Here is a 12,183-nt window from a genome sequence, read left to right as displayed (position 1 = left end):
CCCGCGCGCGCCTCTTGCTGCGGATCTGGCTTGGGCTCGGGGTGTTTGGCGGGGGGGGGGGCCCGGTCGGGGGCCCCCCCCACCCCACCACCCCGGGCCTCCGGGAACGAACCCCCGCAGGCGCCCCACCCAGCGGCCGCCGACCGGACCGCCGCCCGCGCACCCGGTCCAGTCAGCACCCTTCCTGCCCTGCCCCGCCGTGCCGACCAAGCGGCCTGCGGCGCGGCGAGCGCGCGGACCCCATGCCCCTTGCAACCCGCTCCGGCCGCGCCAACCGGCGGCCGCCCCTGCCCACACCCAGCGAAGGACGCCATGACCACCACCATCCTGCGGGCCGACGAGCTGGCCCGGATCCTGGAGCAGACCGCCCCCCACCGCTCCGAGCCCACCAGCTGGAAGCCCGGTGCCATCACCCTGCTCGACGCCGACACCACCCACCTGCACGCCGTCACCACCTGCCGCTACACCCTCGCCGTGGCCAGCGCCCCGGCCTGCGGCCGCGCGGGCGGCGACGGCGAGGCGTGGACCGCCACCATCCAGGGCCACGACGCGGACAGCCTCGCCGCCTGGGCCCGCTCGCGCGGCTACGACGAGGACGTCAGCCTGATCGTCGCTGCCGACCGCGTGGAAGCGTTCACCCCCACCAGCGCCCTGCGCGTGCCCGTCAGCGCCAGCCCCTTCCCGGTCACCGAGTGGCGCCAGCTCCTCGCCGCCGAGCTGGACGGCCCTACCGACAGCACGGCCGCGCCGACGGCCCTCGACACCGAACTCCTGCGCCGGTGGAGCGACAGCGGCGACATCGTGTGGCTCGGCCAGAGCCGACGCAGCGGCCACCTCCTGGTCCTGGGCGAGGACTTCGCCGGGGTGCAGATGCCGGTGAAGAAGGACTGGGCCGCCCCCTCGGGCCCCGCGTGGGCGGCAGGCGACGGCGCTCCCGTCGCGACGCTCCCGCTGCCCGACCCGGACGACGACCTCGCCCGGCTCCAGAGCGAAATGCTCCAGCGGGTCGTGCTCGCCGACGAGTCCGCGAAGGACGCCTACGCCGTAGGCGACCGCGCTGCGGCCGCGGCGATCGTCACCGCCGCCGGCTCCGCCTACCTGGCCTTCCAGGCACTTCGGGCCCTGGAGGAGATCGACCCGCGCCGCGCGCACCGCCTCGCCGCCCAGGTCTGCGACGACTTCGACTCCGGCGAGTTCACCGAGACCGCCTACCAGGCCGCCCAGGCCGATGGCCTCGACCCGAGCGCCTGGGTCGCCGGTTACCACTGGGTCGCCGCCCAGGCCGCCGCCCAGCAGTCCTGACGCCGCACCACCACTGCACCGGCCCGGGGCGCAGCGCCCCGGGCCGGCCGGCCCAGCCGAGAGGACTCACCCCCGATGAGGACCCTGCACTCCTCCAAGCCCGTCGGCCCGCGCGCGACGAAGCCCCGCGACGGGCAGCCCTACCGGATCGACGCGCGCTCGCTCGAAGACGCCGCCAACCGCCTGGCCGACTGGCTGGACGGCTCGGCCGCCGAGCTCGCCGCACCGCCCCTGCACGTCCCCCACGGCGCCGAGTGCGGCCCCCGGGACGTCCTGGCCGCTGCCAACCGCGCTGGCATCCTCACCGTGGCCGCCCAGAACGGCGCCGAGCCGACGGTCGACTCCGGCCGGCTGCGGCTGCGGCGCGCGGCCGTCGTCGCGCTGGTCACCGACCGCGCGATGCGCCGGCGTCTGCGCACCGAGGCCCACGCGGCCGGACTGACCGTCACCCAGCACCCCTTCCCGCGGTTCACCTGGCGCCTGGGCCGCGGCGGTGTGGACGTCTCCATGCTCGGTACGGAGCCCGAGGACGTCTTCGGCGCCCGGTGGGACCGGTCCGAACTGCGCTACCTGCTGCCTGGCTGCCACCCCGACCTCCTGCGCGAGGCCGCCCGTACCTGGCAGGTCACCATCGTCGACCCGGTCTGGGGCCACAACGACCGGCTGTGGCCGCTGCTGGCCCGCATCGCCGCCCCCGCCTCCACCCAGGCCGGGCCCCGAACCGGCGTTCCTCAGGCCATGGCCCACCTGCCCCAGACGCCGGCCGGGCCGTCGTGGCCGCTCACCGGAACCGGGACGGAGGGCCGTTCGGCGGTCTGCCAAGGGCTCCGGAACGACGTGGGGCGCCTGCACGACTGGCTCGCCTCCGGTCACTGGAGCGATCCGACCGACGTCCTGGACGAGATGCGCGAGCAGGCCCCGGCCGGCTTCCTCGCCGACCTGCTCACCGACATGCAGACCGACCTGCACGCCGCCGGCCACCACGAACAGGCCGACCGGCTGAACGAGGCCGAGCAGCTGCTGCGCAGGGCCGCGGCCCTCATCGGCGAGACCGACCACAGCCAGCACGGCGCCGACTGCCCCGGCTGCAACGGTGACGGCATCACCCTGACCGTCAGGACCTGGGAGGACCAGGGCGACGGAATCTGGGTGCCGGTCGCCGAGGAACCCGACTCCTGCCGTCGCGGGCAGCAGGAGGAACCGCACGGCGAGAACTGCGCGTGCGGCGGCAGCGGCTACACCTACGAGCCCGGATACCGGCACCGCTGCACCACCCGCCGGCCCGCCGACCAGGACCTCGACGACGAGCCCTGGTGAACAGCCCGGCCGCCGACGGCAGCCCCTGGGATCCACCCTCCCCTTCGGACTACCCCTGCGAGGAACTGACATGACCCGTCCGAAGGCACCGGCCCGGCCGATCTGGAAGTGCGCGGACTGCGACACCAACAACGACTTCGCGGCGGACGCCCAGTGCATCGTCTGCGGCCGCCACCGCCCGGTCCCCCGGGTCCGCATCAACGCCCCCTCGCCCGCCAACCCCATCCGGAAGGACCCGCGATGACGCCCTCAGCCGACCCACTGGCCACGGCAGACACGCTGTGGAAACAGCTCATCGAGCACCAGCCCGCCGTCGCCGCCGCACTCGCCATGCAGCTGCGTGCCCTGCCCACCAACTGGGCCCAGCGCGAACTCGGCGTCGCGCGGCCGCACGCGGCGCTGGAGCTTCCGGTCGGCGCCGACCTGGCCATGGACATCGCGCCGTACCGCGCCGACTGGGAGGACTGCCCGGCCTGTATCGAGTGCGAGGTGCTGTGCCGCTACCACGCGGGCCGCTCTGACGGCTACGAGGCACTGCACCGGCCCCTGCGCGAGGCCTGCGCCATCGACCCGGCGGTGACCGTCGCGAACGTCTTCGAGCGCCTGGAGGCGGCGGCGGAGGCAGCCGAGAGCGGCGAGCTGACCGCCGCCGTGGCGCGGCTGATCGCCGGGCAGCAGGGATGACGGCGCCCAACGAGCCGGACCTCGACGAAGCGGTGTCCAGCGCGGCACGGGCTCTGCTCCTGACGCGTCACCCCGAAGCGAAGTTCGACGCGACGCGCCTGGTCAGCGTGGCCGGATTCCTCTCCGGCCCGGGTGCTCCCGGCTCCGCCCAGGTCCGGGTGTGCCACCGCACCCGGTTCCCGGGCGTGCTCAGCGGTCTCACCTTCGGCGACGCCGCCGCGGAGGAGCACGTTCTGGTGTCCGCCTACGCCGATCTCCTGCGCGCCCACGGCTGGTCGGTGCGCGAGATCCGCTTCAATAAGCGACCCTCGCTGCTTGCCTCCACGCCCGCCTGCCCGGAGTGCTCGGGCCCGACCCTCCCACTGCCGGTCTGCGGCGAGGAGGTCTGGCGCTGCCCGGCGTGCGGGCGCCGCACCTACGGCACCGGCGACGAGGACGACGACGACGCGCTGCCGTCGTACACCGAAACCGACGAGCACGGCACCGTGACCATCTACCACGGCTGCGGCGAAGTCGACCTGGAGGCCAGCGCCGAACTGGCCTCGCAGGACAGCGCGGACGACGAGGACGAGGACTGAGGCGAGGCCGCCCACGCCGGCGCCGCGCCGCCCCGGCTTCACCCCCGCGCAGGGACCCCGACAACGACCCCCGGTGCTGCTGGCCAGCAGCAGCACCGTACTGACGCAACACCCACCGTGACTGACAGTCAGGAGAAGAGTGCAGATGGCAACCGAACATGTGGTGCCGAAGGTCCGGCAGGCCCGCTACGCCGCGCCGCGCGTCACCGTCACGCCCGTGGAAGCGGTGATCTCCACCGAGCCGATCGACAAGTCGGGCTGGGCCGGGCACTACCAGCAGATCCACCTGGACACCGCCACCGGGCAGCTCACGTTCTTCGAGAGCCCCCAGCACCTGGAGCCGCAGAATGCCGTCTGGACGTCCGCCAGCGACGTCCCCGCCGAGACGTGGGCGCGCTGGTACCCCGGCAGGCCCTTCACCCGTACCGGTCCGCACATGTGGTTCAACCCCGTGCCGAGGCTGCTGACCTGGACGATCGATTCGGGAGTCAAGGAGCTGCCCTACCTGGGCGTCCCGCAGGCCAACGCGCTGCTGGCCGAGCTCGCCCCGCATGCCCAGAGGCTGCTGGACATGCTGTTCCAGGCCGGTGCGGATCTGGACTGGTCGGCCGCCGCCGCCCGGGCCGGCCGCGACATCCACGCCCTGTGCAGCCGCGAACGGCGAACCACCGCCGCCGGAGCCCACGCGGACCTGGTCGACTACGCCGACATCGTCGCGACCTTCCCGCAGGTCTACCAGCCCGAACTCCTCGCCGTGGACAGGAGTCGGCTGGTGAGCGCGTGCGAGAGCATCACCCGCTACCTCCCCGGCCGCCAGGAGATCACGAAGGTGTTCGGCCGCCCGGCCCACGACGGGACCTGCGTGCTGCTGGACGTGCTCGGTGCCCGCTCCTGGTACCTCACCGCGCGCAGCACCGTCCCGCGCCCTGCGCCGGAACCCACCGCCCACCGGCGCGACGGCATCGACACCGCGGGCACCGCGGCGACCCGGCGCGCGCTCACCGCGCTGGGGCTGCCCGAGAACTGCCTCCTGGTCCTCATCGGCATCTCCGGCAGCGGCAAGTCCACCCTGGCCCGCCTCTTCGCCGGATCGGTCCTCAACGCCGACCGCCTGCGCGAGGCCCTCACCGGCGACCCACTCGACCAGAGCGTCTCCACCGCCGCCTGGGAACTCCTCTACGGCCGACTCGACAGCATGCTGCGCGAACGCCGCCCCGTCATCGTCGACGCCGTCAACTCCGAGGCCTGGGTGCGGAAGAAGGTCATCGCCGCCGCCCAGCTGCACGGCATTCCCGCTGTCGCCCTGGTCGTCGACGCGACGCTGAAGGGCGCCCTGGCCCGCAACGCCGAGCGCCCGGCCGCCCTGCGCGTGCGCGACCAGGTCGTCACCGCCCAGCACGACGAGCTCACCCGCGACCTTCCCGGGCTCCTGGCCGAGGGCTTCACCGCCGTCCACCACACCCGCGACCTGCCGGTGATGACCGCCTTCCTGCGGCGATGCGCCGAACGGGAGAAGGCCCACCCGGCGCTGCACATCGAGCGAACCTTCGGACCCGACCTCGCCCCCCTGTTCACCCGCCACGACGGCCAGGACGACCACGGCCTGCGCACCGGCGCCTTCGGCATCGGCGGCCACGAGCTGACCATCCGCTGGGCGGACCAGGACGACCCGGACGAGGTCGTCCACCAGCTGCACATCCCCTGCCCCGACTGCGGCGAGCCAGCGTGGGTGAACGTGCACTCCGCCACCGACCTCCTGGACGCCTCCAACGGGACCTACCCCACCCAGGCGACCTGCCTCTGCCTCTGACACGCCCTCCGGATGCGGCCCGACCCGGGCCGCACCCGCCCAATCACCCCGGGAGAACCCGTGACCGTCTTCACCACCAACCCGATCACCCGCGACACCGCCGACCACCAGGTCGCCCACACGGTGCGCACCCTGGCCGCCCACCACGAACCGCTGAACGTCGTCCTGGACCGGCCGGGCGCAGCGCCGACCGTCGTCCACTACTACCCGCAGGGTGACCCCGTCACCGAGGCGATCGCCTGCGCCGCCGTGCGCCACGCCTACCCGGACACGCCGTCCGTCGGACGCCTCATGTCCGACTACGCGATCGAGTACCACCAGTGGCAGCAGGCCGTGGCCGCCGAGCGCCGCCAGCCCGGCACCGTCGACCCGGACCGCAGCCGCCAGCACGAGTACACGGCCCTGCTGTTCCGCGCCGTCGCTCTCGACATCGTGGCGCTGCAAAGCCCCAGCGACATCCACAGCGCCGTCCAGTGCGCCCAGGCCGCCAACGACCTGCGCCGCCTGGACGGCATCGGCGCCGCCGAGCAGGAGACCGCGCGCGTCTGGCTGCGGGCCACCTACAGCACGTGGCTGACCGAGGGCTCCCACGCCTGGGACTGCCCGGGAGGCTGCGGCGGCCTCGGGATCGTGATGACCTACGACTACGAGGACGGCGTCGCGGTCCACCAGGAGCCGGACCAGTGCGACCGCGGCATCCCCGCCGAACCCCACCCCGACGGCTGCATCTGCGGCGGCACCGGGCAGGTCCGCGAGGACACCGGCGCCCCCTTCGCATGCCTCGGTTACATCGAGGCCGACCCGGGCGCCGGGGCCGAGGACGACCCGTGGGCGCCCGGGCCGGCATCGCGCGCCTGACCACCCCACCCCTGGAGACCGAGACCCCGTGCACCACGAAGACCCGCCACGGCCGCTGCCCGCCCCCTGCCACACCGCCAAGGCCCCCGACGGCACCGCCTTCTTCGTCCCCGGCTGCGCGGGAGGAGCGAGCGAACCGGACAACCCGGACGCCTGCACCTGCCTCGACTTCAAGGAGGCGGCGCTGGCCGAGATCGCCCTGCTCCGCGTGGAGAACAGGAAGCTGAGCCGGCTCTACCTCGGGGTCTGCGACGACTACGCCAAGGCCATGGCCCGCCTTCGCGCCGTGGGGGCCGAGGGGTGACGCCCCCTCACGCCCTGCCCGGCAGGACGCCGGCGGCGGTCAGTCGGTCTCCAGGAACCGACGGGTGCGGGCTTCCTTCTCCGCCCGCAGCGCCTCGGCGATCTGCGGATGCTCTTCGTCGAAGGCGTCCAGCTGCTCCAGCGCCCGGGCGAGGTTCGCCTCGTTGCGCGGCTGCTGCTGGCGGTAGTAGAACCCCGGATCCCCGCTGTCATACGCCCGTTCCCGTTCGGCGCCGTCGGCGTCGGCCACCGCGGCTGCCGCCTCCTTGAGGCGCGTCCGCCGCCCGGCCAGCTCCCTGCCCTCCGGGGTGCGCAGTACGGCGGTGCTGGCGGCCTCCGCCTCCTCCAGCTCCCGCTGGTTGCGGCGCCAGGCCGCGAGCGCCTGGCCTTCGGGGGAGGAGTCGAAGGCCGCCTGGGCGGCATCGCCCAGCTCGACCAGCCGCTCGGCCTCCTCCGAGGTGAACCACAACGCGGGCGCGCCGGCGATGAGGTGCGTGCAGCCCGCCGGCCGCCGGTCCTCGGGGACGCCGCGCTCGGTCGCCTCCTGGAGCCAGCCGCTGGCGATCGAACGCCCGTCGTCGTCGACGACGGTGTAGGTGACGGCCCCGTAGGCGGTGATGAAGGGCTGGACGTGGGCAGTGCGCCCGTCGGCGAGCTGCTTGACGAGGGGTTCCATGGGATCTCCCGGGGGTGAAGGCGTCGGCGAACAGCCCCCGCCTGGAGCGGGGGCCGTGCTTGGTCGAGACCCTCACCCCGGCAGCCGTGCCGGGCTCCGGCCCACCGTTGCCGTGGGCGTGCAACCCCCGGGGGCAAAGCCCAGGGCACCGCGGTGGTAGCCACCGCGGTCGCCATCGTACGACGCCGGGCGGACACCGCGGCGCAACAGCGTGACGCGGCCCGCACCAGCCATCACCTGCGGGCCGGACGGCATGTCCCCACTGCGGTCCCGCAGGCCAACTTCCCTTGTTCACAGGGCAGAAGACGCCGTGACAAAGAGGAAACGGGAAACCCCGGGTTGCCCCTTCCCGGTGCTGCTCGGACGCGATGAAATGGGCTCGTTCCCACCCGCTCCCGCCGGCATCCGGCGGTCGCAGCGACCCCGAAATCCGAAAGGCTGTATACAACCATGAGCATTCTCGCCGAGCGCGACCGCCTCCTCCTGAACCCGGAGGGCACCGAGGCCCGCTACGGGAAGGACTGGACCGTGGTGCGCGGCAACATCGTGAGCTTCGGCTACGGCCACCGACAGCTGTCCGGGGGCCGCCACGACCTCTGCCTCCCCGTCGAGTGCAAGCACGTCCCGCGGGCCGACATGACCCTCGACGCCACCGTCCAGTACTACAACCCGCACCGCGACCCGCGGATGCGGAAGCTGACCGGTCTGGACGAGGTGGTGCTACAGCGGGTGCTGGACACCCCCGGCGTCGTCAACAGCATCGACCGTGCCGTGTCGTTCGCCGTCGCTCTGCTCGACGACGTCGCCAACCGGAGGTTCCGCCAGGTCCGGCTCGCCGTCGGCTGCGTCGGGGGCCGCCACCGCTCGGTGGCGATGGCGGAGGAGATCGCACACCGCCTCTGGACCCAGCACAAGATCACCTTCGACGTGGCCCACCTGGACGTCGGGAAGGAACTCCTCCAGCCCCGAGAACACGGTCTCCGAGGCTGACGGTGACAGAAACCCCGAGCAGGTCCTGCCCGGACGCCGGGCAGGACTTCCTCCACGGCCACGGCGGTGACCCCGACGGTCCTGCGGCCTCCGAGTCGACCGGGTGCGTCTTATGCGCCATCGTGGCCGGCACCGTCGCGGCCCGCGTCGTCCGCCGGTGGCCGGACGCCCTGGCCCTGCACCCCCTTGGCCCGGTGACATCAGGCCACCTCCTCGTGATCCCCCTTCTCCACGTCCCGGACGTCACGACCGACCCCGAGGTCAGCGCGGTGCTGCTGCGCCGGGCCGCGGAGATCGCAACGCCGCCGTGCAACGTCATCACCAGCGCCGGCGAGGCCGCCACCCAGACCGTCTTCCACGCGCACCTCCACCTCCTCCCGGGCTCGTTCGGCGACGGGCTGCTGCTGCCCTGAGCATCCCGGCAGCCGGCGCCCACCCCGCCTTCGGTCCGCCCTGATCGCTGATGAGACGTCAATTCTCTTTGCTCAAGGCGTTGTTGCAGCTCAGAGGCCGTAGCGGAGATGGATGAAATCTCGTACAGTAGCTGTACGAGATTTCATCCACGCCTGAGGGGGCAACATGGCCCTGCGCTACATCCACGGAACCACCGCGCAGCACGGCGGCTGCGACATCATCATCGACCTGCTCCCTACCGAGGCCCGCGCCCTCGGCCGCGCCGATGCGGACGAACTCACCTCGATCCTCGACACGGCGCTGTGGGCACTCACCCTGCTGCGCACCGGCAAGGACCGGCGCGCCGGCCGCGACAACGTGCCGATGACGGTCCAGCCGGTGACCGTCGAGAACTGGCACCTGGCAATCAGCCTCCTGGAATCGGCCCGGACCACCCTCCTAGCCGGCATCACCGCCGCCGCCATCCGCGAACACCGCCTGGCCGGCGGCAGCATCGGGGACCTGGCCCGAGCCATGGACGCCCCCCGCTCCACCGCCCAGACCCGCCAGGCCAAAGTGCTCACCGCCGGGGTCGGCGAGTGGGAGGCCTGGGCCACCAGCTTCCCGGACGAGCACCAGCCCTCCACCGACAACTGGGTCTACACCGTCGACCTCGACCCGGACGAAACCAAGGCCGTCGGCATCGACGCCGGACTGATGGCCGACTGGATCGACATCGTCCTGTGGGGGCTGGCTCTGCTGCGCACCGGCTACAGCCACCGGGGCGGCCTCCGCCGGGCCAACCTGGAGTGCTGGCAGGCCCTCATCTCCGACCTTGTGCACAAGCTGGAGCCGCGCATCAAGGGCATCATCGATGCCGCCGTGCGGACCCACGCGAGCATGCCCGGGGGAACCGTCGCCGACCTGGCCCTCGCCATGGGCGTTCCGACCAAGACCGCCCAGTCCCGCCGGGACAAGATCCTCAAGGAGTTTCCGGGCGGCTGGGAGCGGTGGGCCATCGGCACCTCCCGCGAGGCCACCGACGACGACGATGCCAACCCCGCCCTGAACGTCCCACTGCCCGAGCACCACACCGAGATCTGCGAGACCGCCGCCCGCGACGGACGCCTCGGAACCACCTGCAACTGCGGCTGGAGGTCCCCGGGTCTCACCACCGACGCCATGGAGGCAGCGCGGTGGGGCGAGGCCCACCGCCAGGAGCAGGCCGTCAAGGACACAACCATCGCTCGCCACCCCCGGCGTCCCGCCAGCCCGCAGGAGACCGGGCCCAAGGCCGAGCCGGCTCACAAGACGGACGTCTACGACTGGAAGGACGGCCTGGTCGTCTGCCGCTGCACCTGCGGCTGGCACGGAAACCCGACCTCGAACATCGTCGCCGCGGCACTCGAAGGCAAGGGGCACCGGGACGGCGCGAACTCCTGACCGGCAGCGCACCGACTTCCCTGGGCGGCCGCTGTCCGGCCAAGGCACCGCAGCCGCCCAGGACTCCATGCCCGATCAGTCCTGAAACAGGAACAGGAGCACCACCATGCTGCACGACCCTGAGACCGCTGTCACCAAGTGCGACACCGCCATCCGCAACCTCGCGGTCTTCGCCGCCCTGGCGGCCATTTTCGAAGGGGCCCACGACACCGCCGACCAGTGGGCCCAGCTCAGCGTGGACGCCATGAACAAGGGCCTCTACGGCGACCACCAAGTGCTGCTCGACGGCTCCCCGGCCAGCCCGGAGGACATCGCAGACCCGCGCGTGCGAACCATGAGCGCCACCAGGCTCGGCCGCATCAGCGCCGCCCGGCACGTCCTGTGCTACGGGGCGGTGCAGACCACCGCCACCCTGGCCGTGACCCGAGCCCTGGGATTCCGGCCCAGGCCCACGGCATTGCTTGCCGGAGCCGCCATCAACCTCGGCACACACCTGATCATCGACAGGCGTCGTCCACTGCTGCGCCTCGCCGCCCGGCTCGGCAAGGGCGGCTACGTCAATGCCTGCACCGTGGTCCGGGCCGAAGGAAAGGGCGCGGACTCCAGTGGGCCGGGAACTGCTCTCTTCGAGCTCGATCAGGCCCTGCACCGCTTGATCGGCCTGGCCGCCGCCGCGGTGAGCGCCGCCCTGGCCGTCCGCAACTGCCCCTGACCGCCGCTCGCGGAACGTTTGGAGACCGGGCCCCCACCAGGCCCGGCGTGGCGGAGCCACCCGAAGCGGCCGGAGGCCCGGCAGGGCGTCATCGATCCCACTGCGGCGCAGAACACCTGACGGCCCGTCGACCAAAACTGTCAAATGGCTTGCCATGTAAAACCACTTAACAACATGCTGAGTCCGTGAGTCCCCAACGCGACGAAGCGCTGAACGCCCTACGAGCCTGGTCCGCCCCCGGACGTCGAGCCGAGCTGATCGCCGCCGCCTGGAAGGCGGGAGCAACCAGGGTCGCCGTCCTAGCCGAAGCCGCCCGAGTCAGTCGGCCCACGGTCTACGCCGATCTGCGGTCCCAGGGAATCGACCCCGACCGCCGCCCCTCGAAGGAGAGCACCATGCAGATCACCCCCGTCACCCTGGAGGGCTTCACCGGCCTCAACCTGGACGGCCAGGAGGCCGAGCACTTCCGCCGGGTCCTGTATCGCTTCATCGACGAGCACCCCGACCGCAGCCCCGGCGAGGAGGAGAGCCGCCTGATCAACCTGATGGACACCCTGCGCGACTACAACACCCTCCGCCCCCGGCTGCTGGAGGAGCGGATCGCCCGCGAAGAGCGAGACCGCGCCCTCCACCTTGTCGAGTCGCGCTGGGAAGCTCTGAGCACCGCGCCCCACTGGCTGGCCGCGCACCACTCCTACGTCATGTCCGTCGATGACGCCAGGATCGCCATCGACATGTGGAAGAACCGCGCGGCCGACGCCGCGAAAGTCCGACTGAACCGAGACCACCCCTACCGGCAGGCCGCCTACGAGCAGATCCTGGCCGCCGGCCACCCGGCGGTCCAGCCGCTGGACACCGACCCGTCCGTCGTCGCCGAGCAGTACATGGCCAACCTGGAGCAGGTCGTGGAGTACAGGCAGGGTCTCGCGGCCAAGACTCTCTCCCTGGTGGCCCAGGCCACGGCGCACTGACGCGGAGCCGCTGTCGGGGGCGGTCGGAGCCATGGAAGTCGGCTTCGACCGTGACCTGTGACAGTGAAGTCGGGACAGTTGTCACCGAAGTTGGGACAACGCCATTTTGTGACAGCGAAGTTGGGAAAGCCCCCTGTCAACGGCCT

At 72.5% G+C, this 12,183-nt stretch carries 14 protein-coding genes; 13 read left to right on the top strand and 1 reads right to left on the bottom strand.

Annotated elements, in window-relative coordinates; all coding sequences use genetic code 11:
- Positions 1–312 precede the first annotated feature (312 nt).
- The 8 genes from ACFWIS_RS35465 to ACFWIS_RS35430 all read left to right on the top strand — a co-directional run bounded on the left by ACFWIS_RS35465 (position 313) and on the right by ACFWIS_RS35430 (position 6,853).
- Positions 313–1,302 (top strand): hypothetical protein, encoded by a 990-nt coding sequence (locus ACFWIS_RS35465; protein WP_380524213.1) that lies wholly within the window; start codon positions 313–315, stop codon positions 1,300–1,302.
- Positions 1,303–1,377: 75 nt separating this feature from the next.
- A complete protein-coding gene (locus tag ACFWIS_RS35460) occupies positions 1,378–2,619 on the top strand; it encodes a DUF6919 domain-containing protein (protein WP_380524211.1) in 1,242 nt (413 codons plus the stop codon).
- Between the two features lie 70 nt (positions 2,620–2,689).
- The gene (locus ACFWIS_RS35455) at positions 2,690–2,863 is read left to right on the top strand and encodes a hypothetical protein (protein ID WP_380524209.1); all 174 of its coding nucleotides are present in this window, start codon (positions 2,690–2,692) and stop codon (positions 2,861–2,863) included.
- Entirely contained in the window at positions 2,860–3,303 is a 444-nt protein-coding gene (locus tag ACFWIS_RS35450) for a hypothetical protein (RefSeq protein WP_380524207.1), read from the top strand. Before ACFWIS_RS35455 ends, ACFWIS_RS35450 begins: the two co-directional genes overlap by 4 nt.
- Positions 3,300–3,881 (top strand): hypothetical protein, encoded by a 582-nt coding sequence (locus ACFWIS_RS35445; protein ID WP_380524206.1) that lies wholly within the window; start codon positions 3,300–3,302, stop codon positions 3,879–3,881. Before ACFWIS_RS35450 ends, ACFWIS_RS35445 begins: the two co-directional genes overlap by 4 nt.
- Before the next feature lie 145 nt (positions 3,882–4,026).
- Positions 4,027–5,691 (top strand): AAA family ATPase, encoded by a 1,665-nt coding sequence (locus ACFWIS_RS35440; RefSeq protein ID WP_380524204.1) that lies wholly within the window; start codon positions 4,027–4,029, stop codon positions 5,689–5,691.
- A 60-nt stretch (positions 5,692–5,751) separates the two neighbouring features.
- Positions 5,752–6,549: a hypothetical protein gene (locus ACFWIS_RS35435; protein WP_380524202.1), complete on the top strand. Its 798-nt coding sequence runs from the start codon at positions 5,752–5,754 to the stop codon at positions 6,547–6,549.
- Between the two features lie 28 nt (positions 6,550–6,577).
- Positions 6,578–6,853: a hypothetical protein gene (locus ACFWIS_RS35430; RefSeq protein WP_380524200.1), complete on the top strand. Its 276-nt coding sequence runs from the start codon at positions 6,578–6,580 to the stop codon at positions 6,851–6,853.
- 39 nt (positions 6,854–6,892) lie between these two features.
- Here ACFWIS_RS35430 and ACFWIS_RS35425 read toward each other — a convergent pair whose 3' ends face one another.
- Positions 6,893–7,528, bottom strand: a complete 636-nt coding sequence (locus tag ACFWIS_RS35425; protein ID WP_380524198.1) for a hypothetical protein — start codon at positions 7,526–7,528, stop codon at positions 6,893–6,895.
- Between the two features lie 450 nt (positions 7,529–7,978).
- On the opposite strand from ACFWIS_RS35425, the gene ACFWIS_RS35420 reads away from it, so the two are divergent.
- The 5 genes from ACFWIS_RS35420 (at position 7,979) to ACFWIS_RS35400 (ending at position 12,037) form a co-directional block, all read left to right on the top strand.
- Complete coding sequence (locus ACFWIS_RS35420; RefSeq protein WP_380524197.1) at positions 7,979–8,518, top strand: hypothetical protein; 540 nt, start codon at positions 7,979–7,981, stop codon at positions 8,516–8,518.
- Between the two features lie 122 nt (positions 8,519–8,640).
- Positions 8,641–8,931 (top strand): HIT family protein, encoded by a 291-nt coding sequence (locus ACFWIS_RS35415; protein ID WP_380524195.1) that lies wholly within the window; start codon positions 8,641–8,643, stop codon positions 8,929–8,931.
- A gap of 166 nt (positions 8,932–9,097) precedes the next feature.
- A complete protein-coding gene (locus ACFWIS_RS35410; protein ID WP_380524193.1) occupies positions 9,098–10,354 on the top strand; it encodes a hypothetical protein in 1,257 nt (418 codons plus the stop codon).
- A 106-nt stretch (positions 10,355–10,460) separates the two neighbouring features.
- Positions 10,461–11,066, top strand: coding sequence for a hypothetical protein (locus tag ACFWIS_RS35405; protein ID WP_380524191.1), 606 nt, complete (start codon positions 10,461–10,463; stop codon positions 11,064–11,066).
- A 185-nt stretch (positions 11,067–11,251) separates the two neighbouring features.
- Positions 11,252–12,037: a hypothetical protein gene (locus tag ACFWIS_RS35400; RefSeq protein WP_380524190.1), complete on the top strand. Its 786-nt coding sequence runs from the start codon at positions 11,252–11,254 to the stop codon at positions 12,035–12,037.
- The last annotated feature ends 146 nt before the right edge of the window (positions 12,038–12,183 follow it).

Source organism: Kitasatospora sp. NPDC127060, assembly GCF_042724935.1.
In the GTDB taxonomy this organism is placed as follows: domain Bacteria; phylum Actinomycetota; class Actinomycetes; order Streptomycetales; family Streptomycetaceae; genus Kitasatospora.
Note: the sequence above shows the minus strand (reverse complement) of the source record. Positions and strands in the feature narration are given on the sequence as shown.